A 24,749-nucleotide genomic window follows, 5' to 3' on the forward strand; every position below is an offset into this window, starting at 1 on the left:
TCATTTCATAATATACAAAAGATATGCTTTGGCTGCACTGATTTCTGTCCTTGTCATTATCTTTATATATGAAGAGTTTAAGTTGAGTAGGTTGTGAAAATCGTTGAAAAGTAGTTGTGAATTAGAAAAAGGCCTACGAACAGTTAGTTCCATCCAACGAAATATTGATATAATAACGGCATTTTTATTATTAACAGGGCAAGTGACAGTTGTTAGACTTATTATAGAACCAGGAGGATTTGCCCTATCTGTTGGTGGGCCGCTAACTGGAATAGCGCGTTTAGAAGGTAAATCAGGACATAATACATTTAGTTTGTTATTGGACATTGGGGATATCCTATTAGCCATACTATTGATTAGCGATCAGACAAATGTGTCAGGTATCTTTATAGGTCCAGGAAGGTTTAGCTTTAATATTACAGGACCTATTTTTGGAGTTCCTAAACACGAACCAACATTGCCTGATTTAGAAAAAGTCTTTACGCAATTTCGTTGGATTATATCTGAACATTTTAAAATCGAACCTGAAATTCTATTCAAATCTAATTAAGAAGGAAGTGGTCATGTTGTCCTTAACAGACCTCCCAACATTCGAGCCCTCTAAAGCAGAGATATTTCTATTTTTACTGTCAATTGCCATTTTTATATTTTTCTTTACACAAACTAAGGAAAGCGATGTCTCTTCATTGAGATAATCGCTTTTTTCATTAGTTCATTATTTGATGTGCTTTTTGATAACATTCACAGGTCACGATATGGTCATTCACCATCCCTGTTGCTTGCATAAACGCATAACAGATGGTCGAGCCAACAAATTTGAAGCCGCGCTTCTTTAAATCCTTACTTAATTGATCACTAATATCCGTGATAGCTGGAACATCTTTCATTTCGCGGAAGTGGTTTTGAATAGGCTTACCTCCAACAAAGGACCATATGTACTTACTAAATGAGCCAAACTCCTCCACAACTTTCAAAAACGCATGTGCGTTGGTAATGACTGCATTGATTTTTAGCTTATTTCGGACAATTCCTTCATTATGGATTAATTCTTCGATTTTCTTTTCATCATAGCGGATAATTTTTTCGGCTTCAAAGTTATCAAAAGCTTTCCGGTAGTTCTCTCTCTTTTTTAAAATGGTGTACCAACTCAGTCCTGCCTGGGCCCCTTCGAGATTTAAGTACTCAAATAGCAGGCGATCATCATAGACCGGAACTCCCCATTCATAATCGTGATAATCAATATATAGTGGATCCTGATTTACCCAACCGCATCGATTCATCTTTGAAAAGCCTCCAGTACTTCCGTTGATTTCATAACTTACGTTCACTTAAGTATGACATATTTTTTCAAAAATATGAACCTCCCATCATTAAAATGGGAGGTTTATGAAATCGCAGGTTTACTGTTTTGCCAATTTATCTCTGTCATCAAAAGTCGGCGGCTGTTCCATCCAGCCGGTTTTAATCAACAGATTGGCACCGTCTTCTGCGTATTTAGTTATATCTGCAATTAGCAATTCATACTTTAGACCTAAATCACGTCTTTGGGAGAGAGCAAAAGCAGCCCCATAATAACCTGAAGCGGTTGCAACCAATGTAACGATATGAAATAGCATCAGTTTATCTGAAAACGGTGCTATGGTAGATTTTGATACCTCTGAATCCCATTTTCTTGGTGCAGGTAAGTTACTTTCAAATAAAATATCACTTAGCGTTTCATATTGGCGATCACAAATCTTTTCTCCTCTTTTTATGTAATCGCGAAGTTCCTTTGATTGAGCCACTTGACAAAACCCAATTTCCAACACAATCTTCGCAATCGTCTTTTGCATATTAAAATAGATACCGCTCACTTCAATCGCATTTAAAGGCCTTCTGTCACGAAACCAGCCGGTTAAAAAACTCTGTTTTGTTACAAAATCAACTTCATTTGGTGCATTGATGTTAGGAGGCCTGTTAATAATGCCTTTCTGGACCATAACATCCATGACCATATCGTATAATTTCATCGTTTCAGTGTTGCACTGAATGAAGTAGCTCCTTTGATCTGCGCGGATAGATGTACCTACCGCACCTGCATAGCCAGTTAACCCATGCAGTGTCATTATGTACATATAAAACAGCATAAAGAGATCTGAAAATAACGGGGGAGCATTCAGATTTATATCTTCTTCTGTAAAACCAATCGGAGTTGGATATTTTTCTTGGTCAAGAAATTCACTTATACTCTTTAGATGAGAATGTGATAATTGCAGGGCAAGCTCTAATACCTGGCGAATATCCTTGTCCTCAACCTTCTCCAAATAATAACGAACAACACAAGCAGCCATGCTATCATTCATATATTGTGACCAAAGATTAGCAATTTCTGCCGAAGACAGCCGCGGATTATGACTTATATTTTCCACACAATTTCCCCTCCAATGATTCGATCCTTATGTTTCGATAACTGTTGGTCATACTCATATCCGACTAGTTTTCACCATAATAAGTAATTATATTTGTACAAAAAAATAGTACAGAATAAATTATTATCTTTTTATAATACGAATTGGTTTCAATTGTAAGACGTATTTTTACTAGATTTATAGTAAGATAGTTAGATGACATATGTTTAAAGGAGACTTCAAGAATGCCTTATAAAATGATTGTACTTGATTTAGACGATACACTATTGCAGGACGACCACACGATATCTGACCGCACAAAGCGTGCACTTATGGATGCACAAGAATTAGGAGTGAAAGTGGTGTTAGCTTCTGGCCGGCCTACGTCAGCCATGTATGCTATTGCTAAAGAACTGCGGTTGAATGATTTCGGCAGCTTTATTCTTTCTTTTAATGGCGCTAAAATTACTAACTGTCAGACTGGTGAAGAACTGTTTAGCAGCACTTTATCGCCTGATGTCGTTCACTATTTATATGAAGTAAGTCGTCGTGAAAATGTTTGGATTCATACGTATGTTGGGGATCAGATTGTTACCGAGGCTGGAAACCAATTCACAAATATTGAAGGAGAAATTACTGGCCTAGAAATAATTGAAGTCGGCAGTTTCGTGGAGGCTGTATCGGAACCTGTGGTAAAAGTGCTGATGCTTGAAGATGAAACAAAACTTGCGGAAGTAGAAGAAAAACTGCAGCGAGAGTTAGCTGGTCATCTAAGTGTCATGCGTTCCAAACCATTCTTTCTAGAATTTACGGAGCATGGCGTCACGAAAGGTACAAGCCTTAGCCTCTTGATTCAACAGCTGGGGATTAAGCGCGAAGAAGTCATTGCAATGGGTGACAGCTATAATGACCTAGCGATGATTGAGTTTGCAGGCTTAGGTGTTGCTATGGGGAATGCTCCAGACGATATTAAAGAAAAAGCTAACTTTGTCACCGACAGCAATATGAATGACGGTGTCGCAAAGGTTGTAGAAAAATTCATATTGAAAACACCGACTCTTGTTTAAAAAATATTTTACCGAAATAACGCTTGGAAGTTTTCCGAGCGTTATTTTTTCACCCTTTCCTCTCCAACTGCCCAATCATGTCCCCTCTTTAGATTTTCAAGCATAAACTATCACAACCAATTATAAAAAAAGGCGGGGAGAGGTATGGGATTATTCATTAATAACAGTGACCATCCAGATGTTTATAAAAACAAACAAAATCCACAAGCGACCAATCAAGTCATATCAAGACAGGATTTCCTGTCTCAATTAATTTCTGAACAGCAAATAGCGAATACTGCACTCAAAAAAGCCTTATCTGAATTAGGTATGCAATCCCAGCATCAAGAAGAAACACACTTCAACCAGTGGAACCATGTTGGAAATCAATTAAATGATTTACAAAGAAGGTTGGAGAGGTACGAGGATGCGAATCATCAGCTTGTCCTCCAATTGAATGAACAGCTCGAATTACAAAAAAAGGTTGCAGAAAAAATGGCGAAACAAGAGGCGTTTCAAGGCGGAGTTTTACAGCGCTTAGACAATCAAGAAGCACTAATGGACAAAATCTCCCGTCAAATCAATCATATCCGTTCCATTCTGTTCGAACGGACGAATTATTTGGCCACAAAAATAGACGACGGCTATAAACTTACTTCTTCCTATGTGTATAAATTAATGACGGGTTCCGACCAGCCATTAACATTTTTCTTGATGAATCATAAGAAAGAAGAAATTCAAAAACATACTGATTAACTTCACTGATTTAAACGTTACAAAAATAAAACACCCCAGTCGTCAATACTTTTTAACGACTTGGAGGTGTTTTAGTTATTCATTCTAAAATTATGCCACATGCTCATTCGTGTTATTGGCAGCACTTGCTGATTTCGTTACAAAACTTACAACAAATGTAACAACAAGATTAATTACTAATGCGATAACACCCACATTGAGGTCTTTAATGAATTGTGGAAGCGCTGGGAATATTGTACCAACAGTAGAAGCACTAATTGTAATGTAGGCAACTGTAAACACCCCTACTGCAATACCCGCGAATGCACCAGCTTTTGTCACCACGTTCTTTTTAGCTAAGCTGAATACCAATGCTGGGAACAATTGTGTTACAAGGCTGTAGCCCATTAATAACAATGTTACTAGAGTATCTCCACCTTTAAAGGTAAAGTATAGAGCGATGAGTGCAACAACTGGTACTAAGTTCTTCGCTAATTTAGATACTTGTTGGTCAGATGCTTTTGGCACAAACACCTTATAGACGTTTTTCGCTAATAAAGTAGCAGCTGCCATCATAATCATGGAACCTGGAACAATTGCCGTCAGTAAGCCAGCTGCTCCGATTAATCCAACTACCCATGGATCAAATGTCTGCATCGATAGTTTTAATAATGCCAAGTCACCCGCTGGACCCTCCAAACCCTTAACCTGAAGAATAGCGGCAAAGCCTACAAAGAATACAAACAATAATACTAGCTGATAAAGTGGCATGATAATCGCATTCTTACGGAATACCTTTGCACTTTGTGCAGAATAAATCGATCCAAATGTGTGCGGCCACATATAGAAACCAAGTGCAGTTAATAATACTGTAGAAATAAACCACGATACACTTAAACCAGTCTCTGGAAGAGCAAGGAAACCTGGTTTAGCAGCCTCAATTGCTTCAAACATTGGCTGGAAGCCGCCGTAATAGTGAATTGGTAAATAAATACCTAAGAATAAAACAATACCTAAAATCATGATATCTTTAATAACAGCTGTCCAAGCAGAACCGTGAATTCCTGAAATCATTACGTAAACCGTTACAGCAATAACTCCAATCCAGATAGCTGCAGTAGATGAAATCGAACCACCAGAAGCTTCAGAAACAATGATTCCTAGTCCTTTTAATTGTAGGACAAGATATGGAATCAATGCAACTACACCAACTATAGATACAAAAACACCAAGTAATGGACTTTTATATTTACTAACAAAAAAGTCGGATTGTGACATTAATTTGTTATCTTTCGCATATTTCCAAATGGCTGGAAGTAACCAATAGGACATGATGTAAGCTAAACAGCCGTACCCTAAGATATAATAAGTTGGGCCACCCTTACCGTAAGCCCATCCGCTTCCGCCAAGGAACGTAAATGTTGTATAAATCTCCCCTGCCATTAATAGGAATACGAAGATTGTTCCGAACCCGCGTCCCCCTACTGACCACTGCTCGAGGCTCATGTCCTTGCCCTTTTGAGCTTGTACACCAAGGAAGATGGATAATGCTAAAAATCCGAAAATGATAATTAATGCTGTATTCATTAGATTTCCTCCTCCTTATTTTTGGGGTCCAATTTGAAAACAATTGCCATAATTCCAGAAGTAATTACTACCCACAAAACAATGTAAAAGAGCACAAAAGGCATCCCGAACACATAGGGAGTGACTTTATTGGCGAAAGGAACTCCGCCGAGTAAACCAATGAACGGTATAATTGCGATAAGCTGATGTAATTTCATAAAATAACCCCCTAATTTTAATTGATAATAATCATGCCTTTTTTTTAACCGGACCTTCGCTGGTCTCTTTATTTCACGAAGATCCAGATGATAACTTAAGCTAAAAACTTAAATGTCGCATGAAGGAATGTTTTTACACCAATTTCTAGTGCATCCTCATCGATTGTGAAGCGTTCGTGATGATGCGGGTAGTTAATACCTTGTTCCTCATTACCGGCTCCAACATAGAAGTAGCAGCCTGGAGCTTTTTCCATGAATGCAGAGAAATCTTCTCCACCCATATTGGGTCTCATCATATCAAGTGCCTCTTCACCAAATACTTCTCGAACCGTTTCTTCAATCACAGCTGTCACTTCATTATCATTGATGACAGGACGGTAGCCAAATTCATATTTAAAGTCGTAAGTGGCTTCATGCGCTTCGGTAATTCCCTTGACGACGCGCTCCATTTTTGCAGGAATGGATTCACGAAGTGTTGGATCAAAGCTGCGAACAGTCCCCCAAATTTTAACTTGTCCAGGAATCACGTTGTGTGTTGTCCCACCAATAAATTGGGTTACAGAAATAACCAAACTATCTAGCGGGTCTGTATTCCTTGAGACAATATGCTGAAGGTTGGTTACAACCTGTGCAGCAACGGCGATTGAATCGATTGTTTGGTGTGGAAGTGCTGCATGTCCACCCTTTCCATTCACAGTGATCCAGAAGGTATCTGGAGAAGCCATCATCGAACCGTAGACAACCCCAACTTTGCCTTTTTCAATTGGTGACCAGAGGTGTGTACCGATTACAAGGTCTACCCCGTCCATTACTCCTGCTTGCACCATTTCCTCAGCACCGCCAGGGAATAACTCTTCTGCATGCTGGAACAAGAAACGAACTTCCCCTTTAATATGCTCCTTTAAGCCCGAAAGAATTTTGGCTGTACCGAGTAGCATTGCTGTATGACCGTCATGACCACATGCATGCATCACACCAGGGTTTTGGGAAGCAAATTCGAATGTGTTCTCTTCTTGGATTGGCAGTGCATCCATATCCGCACGAATGGCAAGTGTTTTTCCTGGCACAGGGCCGATCAAACGTGCAACCACACTAGTTTTTGTTGGACGGGAAATCTCCATGTTTCCAAACGATTGTAACGTATCATAAATAAATTGAGATGTTTTTTCCTCCTGGAAGGATAGTTCCGGATTTTGATGCAAATGCCTTCTCCAGGCAATGACTTGCTCTTTTGTTTCTTCTGCTAATTGGTTAAGGTTTACTGTTGTACTAATACTCATGCTTGTCATCTCCTATTAGTTTGTTGCTGCATTCACTTTTTGAACCGCTAGATTTAGAACCGTATGATAAAGAACATTCGCACCGTCTGCACAGTCCTCTTTTGAACTCCATTCAGCTGGGTCATGACTAATTCCATTCTTGGAGCGGATGAATATCATTCCCATTGGACATAAATCCAACAATTGCATCCCATCATGTCCTGCTCCACTTGGAAGATAATAACTTTCTAGTCCTAATTTTTCAAAAGCGTCTCTTGCTGCATTCTTTACAATTACAGAACATGGGGCTGGTGCAACCCGCTGTAAGTCTTCAATCGTCAATTTAACACCTTGGGTCTCACAAATCTGTTGCGCCTGTTCCCTAATATTCTGCTCTACCTCATCACGGACTACTTCACTTATATCCCGAAGATCTAATGAGAATTCAACCCGACCTGGAATGATGTTAATTCCACCTGGCTGTACCTGAACTTGTCCCACTGTACCAACTGTAGTTCCAGTTTTAGCTGCTTCTGCTTCAATCACTAGCATCACTCTTGCAGCTGTAGTCAATGCATCATGCCTAATGGACATCGGGGTCGCACCTGCATGACCGACTTCTCCTTCTAAAATAAACTTGAGCCATAACGGACCAGCTAATCCTGAAACAATCCCGGCAGAGAGGTTTTGACCTTCAAGGACTTTCCCTTGTTCAATATGAAGCTCGATATATGCTTTAACATCCTCAGGTTTGCGTGCTGCTTTTCCTATCGTATCTGGCTTTAGACCACTAGCGACAAACGCTTCTGCAATCGTGATCCCGTGTTTATCCTTATTAAGCAATTCTTCTTGCGTAAGGGTGCCAGCGATACCCCTGCTTCCAATCATCCCAAAACTAAATCTTGCCCCCTCTTCATCCGTAAAAGCAATCACTTCAATGGGATGCTCTGTCTCAATATTCTGCTCATTCATGACTTGAAGTGCTTCAACCGCTGAAAGAACACCCAGTGGTCCATCAAAATTCCCACCGTTAAGGACAGAATCTATATGGGAACCAGTTAAAACCACAGATGCATTTGGATTTCCTCCATCTTTCCTGCCAATTAGGTTTCCAACTTCATCCTCACGAACTTTCAGCCCTGCTTCTATCATAAATGCAGCTACAAGATCCTTCGCTGCTCTTTCTTCTGGAGTGAAAGATAAGCGAGTGACTCCGTTTGTGTCTGTTTTCCCAATTTCGCTTAGAAGATTCAACCGACTCCATAATCTTTCTTTGTTAATCAATGCCCTATCCTTTCTGCCACACTCCCGATTAGTTTGTCGCTTTAATGGAATGGCAAGTAATTTTTTATTTATTTATAATTATAAAACTTATCAGATTATTTGTTATGTTGTTTTCTACAAAATTCTTAATAAACAATTTGTGTAAAAACACAAAAAAATCACATAAATCTCACTTTTACCTAATAATTACTGATAAAAATCACACATTGTCGAGAAGAGTTTGTTACAATAGACAAAAGAAATTTAATTTTTTCATTATTCCTATCATTAGATTGTGAGGTGCACCATGAAGGAAACTCTTAGTCATCGCCAGCTGCAGTCATTAATACACGTCTCCAATGTATTAAACTCATCCTTAGATATCGATACGATTATAGACTCAATTATGGTACAAACGGTCTCAGTCATTGATGCAGCCCACGGTGGGGTTTTATTCATTTATGACCCTAAACAAGATTTGCTTATTCCAAAGTCTGACAGCAATTTTAAGTCAGAAATTACAAGGGTACGGTTAAAACCAGGTGAATCTATGACGGGCCTGGCTTTCACCGCCCAAAAATGCTTGATTTTTCATAACAGAACGGAAGTGGAAAAAGCAACGGCAACCCTGTCAGAAACGAATCATATGCTCATGGATCAATCGATCCCCACACTTCCTTATTCATCTATTTGTGCACCAATCCTATTAAAAGGAGAATGTATTGGAGTTATTACACTTGATTCTTTTGATCAGTCCCTTCACTTTATCCCTGAGGATATTAATCTTCTAACTGCTATTGCCCATCAAGCTGCTGTAGCACTTGAGAAAGCAAACCTTTACAGTGAGCAAGAAGAGACGGTAAGACAGCTGGAGGAATTAAATAACACGATTTCCAAACAAAATGAGATGCTATCACGGTCTGTGGATATCCATAATCGATTGGCTGCCCTTGTTTTACACGGTGAAGGGCTCGATTCGATTATCACTTATTTGAATGAAACAACCGGACACAATGTTTTGTTATATGATGATCTTGGAGAACTGATCTCCTATGCATATAAAGATAAGCTATCCGATGATGAGTTATATACAATAAGAGAATTGGCACAGAATGCGATAAAAACACCTGGAAACGTCCGTTCATTCATTGAAACCAACATGAATAAAGCAAATCAGTGTATAACCGTCCTTCCAATTGGGGCCAAGCCAACGCTTTATGGCTCACTAATTATCGTTTCTCCTGAAAAAATGCGTGATGTTGATATCGCAGCATTGGAGCATGCATGTACCGTTATCTCACTCGAACTTGTAAAGGATCAAGCTATTTTTGATGCACAGGAAAAAATAAATGGGGAGCTCATTGATGTTCTATTTTCCGGAAAAGTAGACGGCACCATTCTTCAAAAAGCGAAACAGATGGATTTCGATCCGATGGGTGATTATTTAGCTGTTATTATCCGGTTAGACGAAATGGACAATACACATAAAAGGAACAGCATCATTCGCCACCTTGTTCAGTTGGCCAACCGAGTATTTTTAAAAAATTCTTTAAAAGGGATGGCGGTTAGAAATCACGACCAAATCGTTGTACTGCTTACTTTTCAACAAAAGGTTTCACCTGCCTATGCACACCATCAAGTTAAAGAGCTGGTGTCTAAATTTCAACAGGAAATCCAAGTTAAAAATTGGGGCACTAATGTTTCGATAGGTATTGGGAGAATTCATTCCAGCTTATTAAAAGTTACTAAATCGATGCAGGAGGCAGCGAAATGTCTTCAATTCCTTCAAAGTTATGGAGGGAAAAACCAAGTAATTAGTTATAAAGAACTTGGCGTTCAAAGACTTTTGCTACAAAATACCGAAGAAGAACTTATTGATTTTATCATGGAAGTACTCGGGCCTCTGTTTGAATATGACCAATCCCGTAAAGGCGAACTGCTACCTTCGTTGTTTGCATATCTTGAACACAATCAAAATGCGAAAGAAGCAGCAGAATCCATCCATGTTCATACCAATACATTGATGTATCGGTTAAAAAGGATTGAAGAAATTCTTTCCACTGATTTATCTGATAGTCAACAATTTTTGAATATTCATCTAGCAGTAAGCCTTTATCCTTTTATAAAAGAAAAGCTTACTCCACTCGCTTAATACCGATATTAAAAAACAGGGCGCTCCTAATTTAAACGGGGCGCCTTTTATTTATTCAACTGATCTTTTTTTTGGGACTTGGTATCGATTTCTCTAGTTTGGACCAATCAATTGTATTTTCAAGCACAATCGCAAGCAAAATTCCTACAAGTAAACCGCTGCTTAATAGCGGTCGAACAAGCATCGGGATGGAACCAAACATTTCAGCAGGAATATTCATGATCGCAATTCCTAGTAGAACAGGTGCAGCGATTCGATAAATTGTTCTTTGGTTAAAGCGAATTCCATTCAAATTTGTAAGTGCTCCGCTAAATAATTGCAAATAGGCTACAAATAAAACTGCATCCCCGACACTGATGGGCAAAGTAGAAAACAGTTGACTCATCGCAGGCACCGAACCAAGTAATATAAACAAAGCACCTCCAATGACGATTGGTGCCCGATCAAAAATGAGCGTTGACTGTAAAAATCCCAGTGAAGAAATATAGGGTGCATACGGAACCAAACCAAATAGGCCCGATACGATCGAATTAATCCCTGTTAAAACAAATGAGCGGCGGTATTGATTATTTGTGGTTTTCGTCTTTATGATTGGCTCAATCCCTTTTATGGAAGCCATAGTATTCGTTGTATTAACCAAACCAGTGATGACTGCCATCAGAATTAGACCAAAGCTAAAACTAGGTTTCCCCCAAGGAAATAACTGAAAAAGTTCCGTTGATGTACTCGGATTAGTTGGGGTTGATGGAAAAAATATTGCGTAAACCACCCACCCAGTTACAATCCCAATTAGGATGGAAAAATTCCGAATCACTCCATGCCCCTTAAGATTAATCCATACAACGAGTATAATTAACAGGACCGATAATCCTGCTGTTGGTATATCAATCTGAGTTGCTGTTCCCAATCCGAGCATCCCTTTTGTAAAAATGACAATAAGCTGGCTTGCAAGCAGAAATAGCACGGTACCCATAACTACGGGTGTAAATAACCGCTCTAACACCTGTCCCATTCCTAAAGCTCCGAGAATGATAACTAAAGCGCCTGAAATAATAATACCAAGCGCAAGACCACCCCCTAGTTCAGTCAAACTGATTCCCGCTGAAGAAGCTGAAGCACAAAGACTTAGGATGGCACCCCACCACAAGCCAGATTGTCCTTCCATAAGTGGATACTTATGCCCAAAAACAGCTTGCAGGATACAGGCTGTCCCTGTATAGATAAATGATCTTTGCAGTGTACTAGCCACTTCAACTGATGATAAGTCAAAGGCATCCCCGATAGTTAACGGGATGACCACAGTATTTGCAAACATGAAAAATAACCATTGCAGACCAGCCAAGAACATGGTGGTCGAGTGCATTCGGTTCACTGTTCATCCCTCCTTTGTTCATTGTTCCCTTTATACGACTGTAATAATAATACCTAAGATCGTAATCACACAAGCAGTTAGCTTAGCGGGCGTAATTTGCTCCTTAAAATAATACCATGCTAGGAAAACAGCAAATAACGGTGAAGTGAAAGCGAGTGACACAACAAGTGTTCCATCGGCAAATTTTAAGGCAGTAAAAAGACAAATCCATTGGATGATGACCGTAATTCCGCGTAAACTTAGATGTTTATGCAGGCTAGGAAACCACACCTTTGGACGGTAAACTAGATAGGTAATTAGGGCAATACCGCAGGCTCGATAGAAGTAAAGCGTCACTGGATTTACCCATCCATGAACAAGTAACTGCTGCGAAGGCACCATACTAACTCCAAACACAACTGCTGATGCGATCCCCAATAAATTTCCAGGTTTTTTTAATTCAAGAAATGGAGTCAGCGGGTTCCGACCTTTCAAATTTAAAAAATAAACACCGACCATGATAAATAAAACAGACACAAGTACAAATGGATGAAATCCATATAAGACGCTATTCGGAATAAATGTGAATAATGGTGTTAATGCCATGTAAACGGAAAGGACTGATACCTCGATTTTGTTCATTGCTTTAAAGAATAGTAAATTTCCTAACATATCTAGCAGGACAACCAAAATTAGCAAGGAAATCGAGATCGCGTTCATTTTAAATAAATAAAGCCATGGTAATGTAAGTCCAAGAAACAAACCTATATATGCAAATGATGTAACGATGAAACTATTATTATCCTTCATTTCTCCAACAATTTTCTTTGCATAAAGTGCATTCAGTGCATTAAAAAAAGAACTGATCAGTGACAAAAACAGCATGCGATTATTCCTTCCTCTCAATTAAAATATTAGAGAATTTCGATTTTCTAAATATTTAATAGATTACAACAAAAGTCAGTTGATGGAAAGAAGGAATTAATTTTGAGTATTTATAGGGATAGAAAAAACCGTCCATGAAAATGTCCATGGACGGTCTATCTTATAAACCTTTAGTAAAAATATCAGTCAACACAGGTACGATTTGCTTTTTGCGTGAAACGACACCTTTTAAGGTAGCAGTGTTATTAGCAAGTGTAACATTATATGCTTTTTCTACTGCAACTGTTTTGCTTCCTAAAGCTAAACCAACTGAATCGTTTGTTAAAATGTCAGTTACCACAAACAGGAATAAATCTAAGTTCTTTTCTTCGATAATCGTAGAGATCGCCGCTTCTAATTCTTCTTGACGAGCAAGCACATCTGCCGTATCAACCACATTGACTTGAGCAATTTCTACTTTACTTGAGCCCATTTCAAATCCTTTAGCATCTAGGCTTAGCAGTTCGTTAATTGATTTGTCGCGAACGTCTGCTCCAGCTTTCAACATTTCAAGTCCATATGCATCTGCATCGACACCAGCAATTTCAGCTAACTCACGTGCTGCTGCTACGTCTTCTGGCGTACAAGTTGGGGACTTAAATAATAATGAGTCAGAAATAATCGCAGAAAGCATTAATCCGGCAATTTCTTTGCTTATTTCTTTGTTGTTTTCTTTGTACATTTTATTTAGGATTGTTGCTGTACATCCTACTGGCTCGCAGCGGTAATATAACGGATCACTTGTTTCAAAGTTAGCAATCCGGTGGTGATCGATTACTTCTAATACACGAACATCAGCGATATCATTTGCACTTTGCTGGCGCTCATTGTGATCAACTAGGATGACCGCGTTCACTTCACTCGAAACTGCTTCAACAAGGCGTGGAGCCTCTGCATTAAACTGGTTTAGTGCATATTGTGTTTCACCATTTACTTGTCCTAAGCGCACTGGTTCAACATCCATACCTAATTGTTTTTTTAAGTCTGCATAGGCAATTGCAGAACAAATCGTATCTGTGTCAGGATTTTTATGACCGAAAATAAGTACTTTTTCCATTTTATTTCTCCTAATCCAATGAATTTATGTAGATCAAGCCCAATCTACCTGAGAATGGCCCTAACGAAAATTATATAATATTATGAATTAGGATTCAAAAAAATTTTATTAATTACATTTTTTTATCAATTGGACTTGCTCCGTTTTTTTCTCAAAGCCTAAATCTAGTAAGAATGGAATAACAGGATTTGATAATATGGAATTAATTATCATGAAGCTGACAGGCTTTTGATGTTCTCCAGATATAGAAGTGAAAATAGACTTTATCGTTTCCTTTTTAATGTCATTGAATAGTTCAAGCTGATATAAAATTACTTTTTCCAGTTGCCCGTCTTGGTTCCACACTCTTTTAAATAATGAATATCCTAACGGCTTTTGTTTACTGTCGAAATAGATCTGTGTTTCACCCGACTTAACACTCTGCCACTGACATTGCCATGGAACCTTTTCATTATAAAAATGGAAAGTTGGCAGTTGCTCGGGCCGGATAGATTTTAAGGCAATGGGAGTGTGATCAAACAATATGGTCCCATTTAGATAAACAAGTGAATTAATTATTTCATAGCCATGACTTTTATATAATCGAATGGCCCTTTCATTTTCCTTAATGGCTTCTAGTGTGGCAACCTCGACCTCTTCTTCGGAGTAATCTTTTATGGCTGCCTCCATTAAAAGCTTTGACACACCCCTTCCACGGTATTTGGGGGCGATTCCTGTCCCGCCATTCCATGCAGTTTTTTTTCCGTCGATCACACGAAATCCATTTAATACAATCGCTACAGGTTCTACTCCATCAAAAGCAACTAAAGAGTGCTTCAAAGATAATTCTTCATTAACCAGCCGTTATCGTATCTTGTATGGTGCATTCTGTTAATCTTTTAAATGTAATTTTCATATTTTCAACCCTTTCTAGTGGATGGCTCCTTTTACTGGTAGATGGCCTCTTTTTAATGGCGACTAGGTTCTTCCTTTGGTATGTATAACTACATTCAGCAATTTATTAAACCCAGCCAGCTTGTCTTTGCGCTGGCTGGGTCACATTAAAAATCTATTTCACTGTCAAGGGAACAACCTTTTGCCCAATTGCCGCAATTAATTCTTTTGGCATTGGGAAGCTTAATGCAGCTGGGTCCTTCATGACCGCTGGAATCGCTAACTGGAGTGCCTCTTCGCTAATGTTAAATTGCTTGAAATCAGCCGGTAATCCAACCTTATACTGAAGCAATTTAATTTTCCCAATCACTTTTGCTAATGCCGTTTGTGGGGTATCACCCTTTACATCCACATTCAAGGCTTGTGCTAATTCAGCAGCCTTTGGCAAATATAACTCAGGTACCAATTCCATGACCACCGGCAAAAAGACTGCATTTGCTAAGCCATGTGGAATTCGGAACAAGGCCCCGTACGCGTGAGCCATATTGTGAACAGGTATCGCATTTAAGGCGAAACTGAAAGCTGTGATCCCCATTAAGCTAGCTTGCAATAAATCCATGCGGGCATCAAGGTTCGAACCATCAACAACGGCAACTGGTAGATTTTTTTCAATAAGGCGAATTGCATGGAGGGCATAGGCATCGGTTAGACCTGTTGCGGTTGGTGATGCGAGCGCCTCGATGGCATGCGTTAAGGCATCAAATCCAGTAAATGCCGTAATGACTGGTGGTAGTCCGACGGTTAAATCTGGATCCAATATCGCCATATCGGCATTAATAAACGGATTGATGATATTCGTCTTCATTTGAATTTCTTCATTAAAAATAACGGCAATCGGTGACACTTCTGAACCAGTTCCCGCGGTAGTCGGAATGGCAATATGGGGAATCGGCATGTAATCTGCTTTTGGGAATGACTCGTACAACAAACCGCCAGGGATCGCCTCTTTTATATCTGTCAATCCTTTGTGGAGCGCATACTTTACCCCTTTTACGGTATCCAGAACACTGCCCCCGCCAACTGCAAGTAAGGAATCTGCACCTATTTCTCTTGCATAGCGGACAGCTTCATTGATGCAGCTGCTTTCGGCATCCTGTTTGATATCAAGAAATTGACCGACAAGTTCTGGGCCAGAGCCATGACCTGTCAGCGAAAAAATATCGGCCACTTTTTCAACAATTCCTGCTGCTTCTAGTCCTCTATCACTTAAAAGGAGCACCCGTTTGGCACCCAGACCAGCAAAAAGACTTGGGACCATCGCCCTTGAGTTTGAACCGCAGTATATACCCGTACGTAACATAAACTGTGATAAGGTTGTTTTCATTTTCATCCTCACCTCTTCATTAGTTTTGGCCAAACAGAATTCCATACCAATTGCGTCGATCTAGTTCAGGCGACATCGATGTGTGGACATGCTTTACCTGGGTATAGGCATCGAGTGATTGCTGTCCCATTTCTCTGCCAATTCCGCTTTGTTTGTACCCGCCAAACGGGGCATCACTTCTGAGCATATGCCAGTCATTAATCCAGACCACGCCCGCCTGCAGTTTTCTAGCCACCGCGTAGGCTTTATTGACATCACGTGTCCAAACTCCTGCAGCTAAGCCATAAATCGTATCATTGGCCATTCGAATCGCATCGTCCAGATCAGAATAACGAATCACACAGAGGACTGGGCCGAAAATTTCTTCCTGGGCAATTTTCATATCATTGGTGACATTTGTAAAAATCGTTGGTTCGATGAAATATCCTTCCTCACAGCCATCAACCTTAACTTCCTTGCCACCACAGACAAGGGTCGCGCCTTCTTGTTTACCTGCTTCAATATAGGAAAGGATGGTTTCCTTTTGCTTTTTCGAGATTACTGGACCAACATCGGTGGTCGGATCAAGTGGATTCCCAAGCTTTAATTTACTTGTGAGAGCAACTAAACCTGCAACCACTTGGTCATACAGCTTATCTGGTACAAATAAACGCGTCCCTGATTCACAAAGCTGACCGGAATGGAGAAATACTCCAAATAGACTTCCAGGCAGAGCAATACTAAGATCGGCATCCTCTAAAAGGATATTAGGTGATTTTCCACCTAGTTCTAGTGTGGTTTTCTTAATCGTCCTTGCAGCAAGTCCCATAATCCGTCTGCCAATCTCAGTCGAACCAGTGAATGCCACTTTATCGACCTTTGGGTGGTTAACTAAAGCTTCGCCCACTTCTGCACCAGAACCTGAGACAACGTTAATTACACCTGGAGGGACCACGGTTGAAATAATTTCTGCTAACTTCAAAGTGGACAGCGGCGTGTAGCTGGCAGGCTTGATCACATTTGTATTCCCCATCGCCAGTGCTGGAGCAATCTTCCAGGTAGCAATCACCATTGGCAAGTTCCAAGGAGTAATCGCTGCACATACACCGATTGGTTCACGCCAAATAAAATTATGTGCTGGTCCTGGGAATGGCGGCACTGGCAGTGTCTCCGAGAATGGATACTCAACCGTAAAATTGGCCAATGTTTGGAACAAGTCAACCATTTGCAAAATATCACTATTGCCAATTCGGCGTACCGTTCCACCTGAGCTAATCGCTTCTAAGTATGCTAGTTCCTCGGCATGTTCGGCAATTTGATAGGAAATCGCATATAACACCTTGGCTCGGCCTTTTGGCTTCATGTCTTTCCAGTCACCCTGATCAAATGCCTCACGGGCCGCATTTACAGCACGGTCAACATCTTCCGTAGTTCCTTTTGCTACTCTAGCTACAAGTTCACCATTTGCCGGGTTCAATACATCAAACGTTTCTTGACTGGAGGCTGGTTCCCACTTTCCGTTAATAAAGTGGGGAAATGTTTGAACATCAACCTTTACCGTCATGATAATTCCTCCTTTTCTAAAATCACTTATAGAACTCCTAAGTCACTATCTGTGTATCTATAAATCTCCTCGATTTTTTTGCCTTGTGCCCGCGCTAAGATTTCCATTCGGACCGAGAGTTGTTTTAAGGTAAAGTTCATGATATCTTCAGGATCCCCGCCGAATGCACTTACCTCCCTTCCTGCGATGCCTTCTTGATTTAGCCTAATCGCTAAAGGGGTCAGCTCGCCCATCTTGGCGGCCACAAAATCAAAGAGATGTGGATGTTCACAAATTAACCGTTGCAAAAGGAATGTCCCATAGCCAATATGCCTGGACTCATCCTTTTTTAAATTACCAACACCTTCAAGCAATCCTGGCATGATACCCGCGGTTTCTAATGTTTGATAGAAAGAATAATAACCGGTTTCTGCTAATACTCCTTCAACAAACATGTTGTACACTACGGATGCCTCGGCGATCGCTTCTGGGGATTGGTCGGAAATCAACCGTTCCATTGTTGTTGGGAGAATCTCATAGAAAATCTTCTGATAGGTTTCGGTATGAAAGTGAGATAAGTCCCCTCGCTCCCCGATTGCATTCAAAACTAGACGGAAAAATTCTGTATGTTTCGCTTCCTCGTATAAAAAGGTCGTCAAAAACATTTCTTCCTCAAGGCGCCCTTCTTTCGCAATCGCCATAATCAGTGGAAGAAGATCTAATGTAACCGCTTCTTCGCCGGCTTGAAATTGAGAAATAAGCCGCAAGATATCTGCTTGTTGTTCCGTATTTAGTGTTTTCCAGTCCTTTTGGTCCTGACTGAAATCTATATCTGCTGGGTTCCAGGTTCCTAACCGTTTTGCTTTTTGGAATAAGCGGTACGGGAAAGAATCTTCAAGCAAACCTCGACTGCTAGTTGTTAATATGGTTCTTTTTTCCATATATGTTCTCCTCCTTTTTTCTTTTACGGTTTGATTACAATTTCTGAAGCTTGCCTGCGGAGATGCGTCTTTAATATTTTCCCGACACCATTTCTTGGCAGTGCCTTTAGGAAAACGATTCTGCGTGGTGTTTTGTTTTTTGCTAAATGGTCCTGGCAATAGTGAATTAGCTCCTCTTCCGTTACTTTTGCACCAGGTTTTTTCACGACACAGGCAACCATTTCTTCGCCCATTCGTTCATCGGGAATACCAACAACCGCTACCTCAAAAACTTGTTCATGAGCATTTAATATTTCTTCGACATCACGAGGATACACATTAAATCCGCCGCGAATAATTAAATCCTTCTTTCGGTCAACGATATAGACATAGCCCTCATCATCCATCCGGGCCATATCCCCGGTAAATAACCACGAATCTTTTAAGACACGGCTGGTTTCTTCGGCATTTTGATAGTAGCCAGGCGTGACATTATCACCGCGGACGATTAATTCACCCACTTCCCCAACAGGAACTTCCTCGCCATTTTCATCGACGATTTTCAACACTACCCCAGGAATCGGGATCCCAACAGAGCCAGGTTTTATTTCGATTCCTTTGCGATGAGCAGTAACAACCGGTGCAGCCTCTGATAACCCATAGCCCTCATACACTTTTGCGCCAAATTTTTGTTCAAAAGCGTGCAATAAGGCAACCGGCAGCGGTGCAGAACCTGATCCGACTGATTCAAGACTGGAGATTTTATATTGGTCGGCATGTGGATAAGATACTAAGGCATGAATCATCGCGGGAACAGCTGAGAACGTCTTAACCTGATGTCTTTCAATCGCTTTAAATACCTCTTTTGTATCAAAGCTTGAAAAAATAACGATAGAACTGCCTGTTAGAAAGCAAATATTCGAAATCGTGAAGCCATACACATGGGCAAGCGGCAGGACTCCAAGTGTTGTGCCCCGCTCTGTTTCATTATGCTTTGCTGAATTCTCGGCATTAGAATATAAGTTTTTATGGGTTAATAGCACCCCTTTTGGATTTCCAGTCGTACCTGAGGTATATAGAATGACTGCTGTATCATCTGAGTTCCCACCATCGACAAGTTGATTTTCGGCGGGGACAAACATGTCATAGAAGTTTTTCGCACGCTCATCTGATGGCAGATCAACAACAATTAACTGTGGTTTAGCCGGTAATCCTTCTAATGAACTTTCAACATTACTCCTTACTGCGGAGGAGGTAATTACTGCTTTTGCGCCAGAATTTCGTGCGATGTAGTGAAGCTCCTTTGGATGCAAAGTAAACATAACCGGGACAATCGTTGCTCCTGCTCTGGTAATTCCTTGATAGGCAAAGAGGACCTCAGGACAATTGGGCATACAAACTATTACTCTGTCGCCCTTAGCAATTCCAAGATTTCGCAAACCACATGCAAATTGGTCCGAGAATTGCTTCGTTTCAATATTAGTGAACGTTTTGGGAATCGGACCTGTTCCTGCTGTGAAAAAAGTGCTTCAAAAGTCAGGATATTCATTAAATGATATAGACGTCATTGAAATAAATGAAGCGTTTGCGGCACAGGTAATAGCATGTAATCGCGAACTCCGGATGGACCTTGAAAAAGTAAATAAAAACGGCGGCGCTATTGCTCACGGACATCCACTCGGGGCAACAGGCGCCATCCTCGTCACCAAAGCAATCTATGAATTAAAACGATCAGCTGGAAAATATGCCCTGATCACCGCCTGTATTGGAGGCGGACAAGGAATTGCAACGATCATTGAACGCGAATAATTCGTGCTGTTAGTCACCTCGGGGGAAGTAGAGGCAGACATGCCTCCTTCCGAGTTAAAAAAGTAAAAGGATTTTTGAGGATGGAAAAATTGTCCCAATTAAGTTGAAGAAATAACAGTTTTATTAGTGAATACCCCCTTGTTAATATTACATAATTTACGTTTTTATCATGGGGGTTCTGGTGATTAAAACATTTTTTGAAAAAAATAAAAATTTTCATTTTTTGGATGAATCGTATTCATATTTCTAGTGAAAGTGAAATATAGTTTTGATAGTGCTTAGGTCAATCCTCCTGTCAAAGTGATAGTTAAATAATGTTTGGAAGGGAGGGATATTAAATTGTATAGAATTGTACCGCTTGAATTAGAAACCCATTTTGCTGAGGGGACGGTCAATGCCTTTTTGGCGATTGGAGATTCCGTTACGTTAATCGACACAGGTAACCCTGGGAAAGCGTCATTTCAACAACTTAAAAGCAAACTACATACGCACGGAGTTACATTGAAGGAGATTGATCAAATTGTCCTTACCCACATCCATATCGACCATGCGGGTGCAATTCCTTACATTTTGGAAGAAATAGATTTGCCAATCTATGTCCATGAACAGGCGAGAGGGTCGATTAATGTTGGTATGGACGAGTATCAACGAGTGCAGGCTTTTTTTCATCAGTTTTTATCGAGCTGTGGTGCTGACCCATTCAATCACATCTTCGAACGTCCATTTAAAGAGGAAAAGTGGCGGAATGTTACCTATCTAAATGAAGGTGATGTTTTACCGTTAGGCGGGAAGGAGTTTGAAGTAGTTCATGTTCCCGGCCACAGCCAATCTGATATTTTACTATGGAACAAAAAAACTGGCGATACTTTAGCCGGTGATCATCTATTAAAGGCATTTTCCGTGAATGCTTTTATCGAGCCGCCTAATCCAGGCGAGGTCAATCGTCCGCGGCCGTTAATGCAATACCGAAACTCGCTTGAAAAAGTAGGCAGACTGCCGCTGAAAACAATCTACCCTGGTCATGGCGAAGCATTTAGCGAACATTTATCCTTGATCAAAACAAGATTACTAGAACAAGAAAAACGATGTGAGCAAATTCTAGCGACTCTTACAACAGGAGAAAAATGCATCTATGAAATCTGCAGGCAAATGTATCCGCGTTTGCACGGAAATACGGTGTTCTTAGGGCTATCACAAATACAAGGCCACTTGGATTTGCTTGAAGAAAGACAGCAGGTTAGTTATGAGCAAAAAGATTCAGTTGTTATTTATCGTTCGATCTAGTAATAGTGGTAGTCCTATACCTTCGGGTGTTTTATAAGATTTTTAAAAAAGGAGCGGATGTTGTGAAGTTGAAAGACCTGCTGGAAACAAATATCGCCGAGTTTGGTGAGTATCCTTTTTTATTTTACAAAGATCGGGTCTACACCCGCAACGGCATAAGCGCGAATCACGGCTAGAGGGGTAAGATTTAATTCCTCTGCCCTTTCTCTCGACATAATCACAAGTGCCGATGCTGCATCATTTAAGCCCGAGCTATTTCCCGCTGTAACTGTACCGCTTTTTAGAAAAGCTGGCTGCAGCTTCGCCAATGCCTCATAGGTCGTTTGCGGACGCGGGTGTTCATCCATTTTAAAAATTAATGGTTCTCCCTTTTTAACTGGAATCGAGATTGGGACAATTTGTTCATCGAATCGGCCCTCCTCCATCGCAATCGCCATTCGCTGTTGGCTTTGAAGGGCAAATTGATCCTGTTCTTCTCTCGTAATCTGATATTTTTCCACAAGGTTTTCAGCAGTTATGCCCATGGGCGGATCACCAATCTCTTTTGGTGACAGCTGTGATCTCCTGAAACTTGGCGGCACCGGGCTAAACGGTTTTTCTGGTCGATCCATCAAATAAGGGGCCCGGCTCATGCTTTCTGTCCCGCCAGCAATATAGACATCACCATCCCCGGCACGTATTGCTTGGGCAGCAAGATTGATAGCATTCAGTCCTGACCCGCACTGACGGTCTACTGTTATTCCTGGCAAATCTAGCGATAACCCCGTCTGTAAGGCTGTTAATCTAGCGATATTTCCACCGCCGGACAAGACATTTCCAAATACAACATCGTCTATGATTTCCGGATTAATATTTGCGCGTTTAACTGCTTCTTTAATAACCTCTGCTCCCAATACGTGGGCAGGAACACCTGCAAGAGCACTTCCTTGTCTGCCTATCGCGGTTCTGACGGCTGAAACGATGACTGCATCTCTTTTCATTACACTATTCACCCCTAGGATTTGAATTTATTATTTTTCAGGAAAAATATTGATTTTTTCCGTAGGAAGAACTCTTTTAAGAGCTATTTATTACATAAAATAGGATTCTATCAGTAGTTATTGTATTCAATCAGCGAATTTCATTTTGGTGACAATATCTACATCGCATGCGCCCCTCCATCGACAACAACGATATCTCCCGTTACAAAATCGGAAGCTGGTGCAGCTAGGAATAAGGCAACGCCTTTAAGGTCATTATCAGTACCAAATTTTCTTAATGGGGTGCCTTCAAGAATTGCTTCTCCCCCCTGATCCAGCAACCCTTTTGACATTTTCGTCGGAAAAAATCCTGGTGCGATGGCATTTACATAAATGCCGCTTGGACCCCATTTGACAGCCAAATCTTTAGTAAAAGTAATCACAGCTCCTTTACTAGAGTTATAGCCAATTGCATTCATATACTTTGGATTACTTCCCTTTAAACCAGCCACTGATGCAATGTTAATTATTTTTCCTGATTTTTGTTCGAGCATCACCTTACCAACCGCCTGGGACATTAAGAAGGTACCAGTAACATTGACATCCATGACCTTTTTCCAAGCTTCGAGCGGCATTTCCTCGACCGGTGCTCCCCAAGAGGCGCCGCTATTATTTACAAGAATATCAATTCTCCCAAATCGTTTAATCGTCCGCTCGACGACATTCTTGATATCTTCGGGGCTGGTGACATCACATTTTAAGGCAAAACTCTCCACACCCAGTCTTTTTATGCCTTCGCTTACTTCCTCACAGGCTTCCAATTTTCTTGAACAAACCACTACATTTGCACCTGCTTCCGCAAAGCCTTCAGCGATTTGCTGGCCAAGTCCCCTGCCGCCGCCTGTTACAATAGCTACTTTTCCCGTTAAATCAAACAACTCTTTCACATTCATTGATCGTTCCCCCTATTACAAGCGTCATTGTTCATTGAGCCCGTTACCACCGAAACCGGTGAAAAGCTTCCTGCACGTCCCTTTATAGACAACCACTAAATACTAACCAGTTGGTATGTAGATGTTTCTTATAATACCAAAATTTTCATATATTCAACATCTAATTTGATAACAATAAACCCAGCAGCAAGAAGGGGTTTTTCTTCTTGGTGCCGGGTCTAAATTCACATCATGTAATTAATATTGGCGATAAACTACCTCACCTTTTAATACTTCATTACCTTGTTGATTGACCGCTTGGACAGTAAAGCGCAGATTTTGTTCCTCATTCTCTTTCAGTGTCGCTTTCAGTGTAATCACATCATTTAAAAATACCATTCCTTTAAAACGGATCGAGTAATCCTGTACGAAGCCTTCTTCATAATAAGCAGTAAAAAGCTTTGCAAGGTTCCCCATTGTCCACATTCCATGGGCAATTATACCTGGTAATCCCGCTTTTTTCGCCTCATCATCAATCGTGTGTATTGGGTTAAAGTCTCCTGATGCACCTGCATACTTGATTAAGTCAAGCCGCAATACAGGCGCCAGTTGAATTTCTTTGACCGATTCTCCAACTTGTAATTCAGTAAGAGTACTCATCGTGCCAACACCTTCCTCACAGCTTCAGAGATGACAATCGTTGAGGACGAGCTAAAAATTAAAGCGCCGGATAGATCCTCGCCGTAATTTTCCACAACCAGGAATCCCATCTCCCCAAAGTTCCCTTTTTTCTCAAAGTAGCTTTTTACTTTGGTATAACAGTAAATTGTTTCGCCAACTCTTAATGGCCGCTCGTAATGAAATGTTTGTTCTCCGTGGATTAAACCTTTATTGGGAAGATTTAATCCTTCGATGACACCATAATCAAAAGTTCTTGGAAAGGTAGGAGGTGCAATGTTGGCTTTGTTTCTTGAATTTCTTCCAGTTTCTTCATCAAAATAAATGGGATGAAGGTCACCAATCGCCTCCGCAAATTTTTTGACGGCTCCTCTTTCAACGTCATTTTTAACCTTGTTTGATTGTTTGCCTATCTGGTCTTTAAACAATT

General features: G+C 40.5%; 22 protein-coding genes and 2 pseudogenes. 6 read left to right on the forward strand and 18 right to left on the reverse strand.

Going from position 1 to position 24,749, the window contains the following annotated elements:
- The first annotated feature begins 103 nt into the window (after positions 1-103).
- Complete coding sequence (locus tag J7E67_RS04900) at positions 104-550, forward strand: hypothetical protein (protein WP_214716855.1); 447 nt, start codon at positions 104-106, stop codon at positions 548-550.
- A gap of 157 nt (positions 551-707) precedes the next feature.
- Here J7E67_RS04900 and J7E67_RS04905 read toward each other — a convergent pair whose 3' ends face one another.
- Positions 708-1,280 (reverse strand): DNA-3-methyladenine glycosylase I, encoded by a 573-nt coding sequence (locus J7E67_RS04905; RefSeq protein WP_214716856.1) that lies wholly within the window; start codon positions 1,278-1,280, stop codon positions 708-710.
- Between the two features lie 120 nt (positions 1,281-1,400).
- Positions 1,401-2,408, reverse strand: coding sequence for a DUF3231 family protein (locus tag J7E67_RS04910; RefSeq protein WP_214716857.1), 1,008 nt, complete (start codon positions 2,406-2,408; stop codon positions 1,401-1,403).
- A 224-nt stretch (positions 2,409-2,632) separates the two neighbouring features.
- Here J7E67_RS04910 and J7E67_RS04915 point away from each other — a divergent pair, with 224 nt between their 5' ends.
- Positions 2,633-3,454, forward strand: a complete 822-nt coding sequence (locus J7E67_RS04915; protein WP_214716858.1) for a Cof-type HAD-IIB family hydrolase — start codon at positions 2,633-2,635, stop codon at positions 3,452-3,454.
- Positions 3,455-3,598: 144 nt separating this feature from the next.
- Positions 3,599-4,189 carry a hypothetical protein gene (locus tag J7E67_RS04920; RefSeq protein WP_214716859.1) on the forward strand — a complete coding sequence of 197 codons (591 nt, stop codon included), beginning with the start codon at positions 3,599-3,601 and terminating at the stop codon, positions 4,187-4,189.
- A 90-nt stretch (positions 4,190-4,279) separates the two neighbouring features.
- Here the strand turns inward: J7E67_RS04920 and J7E67_RS04925 are convergent, their stop codons facing one another.
- The 4 genes from J7E67_RS04925 to J7E67_RS04940 all read right to left on the reverse strand — a co-directional run bounded on the left by J7E67_RS04925 (position 4,280) and on the right by J7E67_RS04940 (position 8,495).
- Positions 4,280-5,755 (reverse strand): sodium:solute symporter family protein, encoded by a 1,476-nt coding sequence (locus J7E67_RS04925; protein ID WP_214716860.1) that lies wholly within the window; start codon positions 5,753-5,755, stop codon positions 4,280-4,282.
- The gene (locus tag J7E67_RS04930; RefSeq protein WP_214716861.1) at positions 5,755-5,952 is read right to left on the reverse strand and encodes a DUF3311 domain-containing protein; all 198 of its coding nucleotides are present in this window, start codon (positions 5,950-5,952) and stop codon (positions 5,755-5,757) included. Before J7E67_RS04930 ends, J7E67_RS04925 begins: the two co-directional genes overlap by 1 nt.
- 95 nt (positions 5,953-6,047) lie before the next feature.
- On the reverse strand, positions 6,048-7,232 hold the full coding sequence (locus tag J7E67_RS04935) for a M20 family metallopeptidase (RefSeq protein ID WP_214716862.1): 1,185 nt from the start codon (positions 7,230-7,232) through the stop codon (positions 6,048-6,050).
- A 15-nt stretch (positions 7,233-7,247) separates the two neighbouring features.
- Positions 7,248-8,495, reverse strand: a complete 1,248-nt coding sequence (locus J7E67_RS04940; protein WP_214716863.1) for a Zn-dependent hydrolase — start codon at positions 8,493-8,495, stop codon at positions 7,248-7,250.
- Positions 8,496-8,781: 286 nt separating this feature from the next.
- Here J7E67_RS04940 and J7E67_RS04945 point away from each other — a divergent pair, with 286 nt between their 5' ends.
- Positions 8,782-10,626, forward strand: coding sequence for a helix-turn-helix domain-containing protein (locus J7E67_RS04945; protein ID WP_214716864.1), 1,845 nt, complete (start codon positions 8,782-8,784; stop codon positions 10,624-10,626).
- Between the two features lie 55 nt (positions 10,627-10,681).
- Here J7E67_RS04945 and J7E67_RS04950 read toward each other — a convergent pair whose 3' ends face one another.
- From J7E67_RS04950 to J7E67_RS04985, 8 genes are all read right to left on the reverse strand, one after another.
- On the reverse strand, positions 10,682-11,989 hold the full coding sequence (locus J7E67_RS04950; RefSeq protein ID WP_214716976.1) for a uracil/xanthine transporter: 1,308 nt from the start codon (positions 11,987-11,989) through the stop codon (positions 10,682-10,684).
- Positions 11,990-12,028: 39 nt separating this feature from the next.
- Positions 12,029-12,862 carry a DMT family transporter gene (locus tag J7E67_RS04955; protein ID WP_214716865.1) on the reverse strand — a complete coding sequence of 278 codons (834 nt, stop codon included), beginning with the start codon at positions 12,860-12,862 and terminating at the stop codon, positions 12,029-12,031.
- Positions 12,863-13,022: 160 nt separating this feature from the next.
- Positions 13,023-13,958, reverse strand: a complete 936-nt coding sequence (locus J7E67_RS04960; RefSeq protein WP_214716866.1) for a manganese-dependent inorganic pyrophosphatase — start codon at positions 13,956-13,958, stop codon at positions 13,023-13,025.
- 108 nt (positions 13,959-14,066) lie between these two features.
- Positions 14,067-14,777, reverse strand: coding sequence for a GNAT family N-acetyltransferase (locus J7E67_RS04965; RefSeq protein WP_214731115.1), 711 nt, complete (start codon positions 14,775-14,777; stop codon positions 14,067-14,069).
- A 229-nt stretch (positions 14,778-15,006) separates the two neighbouring features.
- Positions 15,007-16,215, reverse strand: coding sequence for an iron-containing alcohol dehydrogenase (locus J7E67_RS04970; RefSeq protein WP_214716868.1), 1,209 nt, complete (start codon positions 16,213-16,215; stop codon positions 15,007-15,009).
- Positions 16,216-16,234: 19 nt separating this feature from the next.
- Positions 16,235-17,758, reverse strand: a complete 1,524-nt coding sequence (locus J7E67_RS04975) for an aldehyde dehydrogenase family protein (protein ID WP_214731117.1) — start codon at positions 17,756-17,758, stop codon at positions 16,235-16,237.
- Between the two features lie 26 nt (positions 17,759-17,784).
- Positions 17,785-18,678, reverse strand: a complete 894-nt coding sequence (locus tag J7E67_RS04980) for a R2-like ligand-binding oxidase (protein WP_214716870.1) — start codon at positions 18,676-18,678, stop codon at positions 17,785-17,787.
- A gap of 23 nt (positions 18,679-18,701) precedes the next feature.
- On the reverse strand, positions 18,702-20,156 hold the full coding sequence (locus J7E67_RS04985) for a long-chain-fatty-acid--CoA ligase (protein WP_214731124.1): 1,455 nt from the start codon (positions 20,154-20,156) through the stop codon (positions 18,702-18,704).
- On the opposite strand from J7E67_RS04985, the pseudogene J7E67_RS04990 reads away from it, so the two are divergent.
- Both J7E67_RS04990 and J7E67_RS04995 read left to right on the forward strand, forming a co-directional pair.
- Positions 20,143-20,466 (forward strand): annotated as a pseudogene (locus tag J7E67_RS04990) (acetyl-CoA C-acyltransferase); the annotation flags it as partial. The gene J7E67_RS04985 and the pseudogene J7E67_RS04990 sit on opposite strands and share 14 nt — an antisense overlap.
- 339 nt (positions 20,467-20,805) lie before the next feature.
- On the forward strand, positions 20,806-21,750 hold the full coding sequence (locus tag J7E67_RS04995) for an MBL fold metallo-hydrolase (RefSeq protein WP_214716872.1): 945 nt from the start codon (positions 20,806-20,808) through the stop codon (positions 21,748-21,750).
- 134 nt (positions 21,751-21,884) lie between these two features.
- Here J7E67_RS04995 and J7E67_RS05000 read toward each other — a convergent pair.
- The 4 genes and pseudogenes from J7E67_RS05000 to J7E67_RS05015 all read right to left on the reverse strand — a co-directional run.
- Positions 21,885-22,730 (reverse strand): annotated as a pseudogene (locus J7E67_RS05000) (thiolase family protein); the annotation flags it as partial.
- 158 nt (positions 22,731-22,888) lie between these two features.
- Positions 22,889-23,662 carry an SDR family oxidoreductase gene (locus J7E67_RS05005; RefSeq protein ID WP_214716874.1) on the reverse strand — a complete coding sequence of 258 codons (774 nt, stop codon included), beginning with the start codon at positions 23,660-23,662 and terminating at the stop codon, positions 22,889-22,891.
- 237 nt (positions 23,663-23,899) lie between these two features.
- Positions 23,900-24,301 carry a MaoC/PaaZ C-terminal domain-containing protein gene (locus J7E67_RS05010; protein ID WP_214731119.1) on the reverse strand — a complete coding sequence of 134 codons (402 nt, stop codon included), beginning with the start codon at positions 24,299-24,301 and terminating at the stop codon, positions 23,900-23,902.
- Complete coding sequence (locus tag J7E67_RS05015; RefSeq protein ID WP_214716876.1) at positions 24,298-24,747, reverse strand: MaoC family dehydratase N-terminal domain-containing protein; 450 nt, start codon at positions 24,745-24,747, stop codon at positions 24,298-24,300. Before J7E67_RS05015 ends, J7E67_RS05010 begins: the two co-directional genes overlap by 4 nt.
- Positions 24,748-24,749 lie beyond the last annotated feature (2 nt).

This window comes from Bacillus sp. ISL-46 (genome assembly GCF_018613205.1).

Coding starts and splice junctions, on each gene's coding strand:
- J7E67_RS04905 (WP_214716856.1), bottom strand. CDS start 1,280: ATGAATCGATGCGGTTGGGTAAATCAGGATCCACTATATATTGATTAT.
- J7E67_RS04915 (WP_214716858.1), top strand. CDS start 2,633: ATGCCTTATAAAATGATTGTACTTGATTTAGACGATACACTATTGCAG.
- J7E67_RS04920 (WP_214716859.1), top strand. CDS start 3,599: ATGGGATTATTCATTAATAACAGTGACCATCCAGATGTTTATAAAAAC.
- J7E67_RS04925 (WP_214716860.1), bottom strand. CDS start 5,755: ATGAATACAGCATTAATTATCATTTTCGGATTTTTAGCATTATCCATC.
- J7E67_RS04930 (WP_214716861.1), bottom strand. CDS start 5,952: ATGAAATTACATCAGCTTATCGCAATTATACCGTTCATTGGTTTACTC.
- J7E67_RS04935 (WP_214716862.1), bottom strand. CDS start 7,232: ATGAGTATTAGTACAACAGTAAACCTTAACCAATTAGCAGAAGAAACA.
- J7E67_RS04945 (WP_214716864.1), top strand. CDS start 8,782: ATGAAGGAAACTCTTAGTCATCGCCAGCTGCAGTCATTAATACACGTC.
- J7E67_RS04950 (WP_214716976.1), bottom strand. CDS start 11,989: ATGCACTCGACCACCATGTTCTTGGCTGGTCTGCAATGGTTATTTTTC.
- J7E67_RS04955 (WP_214716865.1), bottom strand. CDS start 12,862: ATGCTGTTTTTGTCACTGATCAGTTCTTTTTTTAATGCACTGAATGCA.
- J7E67_RS04960 (WP_214716866.1), bottom strand. CDS start 13,958: ATGGAAAAAGTACTTATTTTCGGTCATAAAAATCCTGACACAGATACG.
- J7E67_RS04970 (WP_214716868.1), bottom strand. CDS start 16,215: ATGAAAACAACCTTATCACAGTTTATGTTACGTACGGGTATATACTGC.
- J7E67_RS04975 (WP_214731117.1), bottom strand. CDS start 17,758: ATGACGGTAAAGGTTGATGTTCAAACATTTCCCCACTTTATTAACGGA.
- J7E67_RS04980 (WP_214716870.1), bottom strand. CDS start 18,678: ATGGAAAAAAGAACCATATTAACAACTAGCAGTCGAGGTTTGCTTGAA.
- J7E67_RS05005 (WP_214716874.1), bottom strand. CDS start 23,662: ATGAATGTGAAAGAGTTGTTTGATTTAACGGGAAAAGTAGCTATTGTA.
- J7E67_RS05010 (WP_214731119.1), bottom strand. CDS start 24,301: ATGAGTACTCTTACTGAATTACAAGTTGGAGAATCGGTCAAAGAAATT.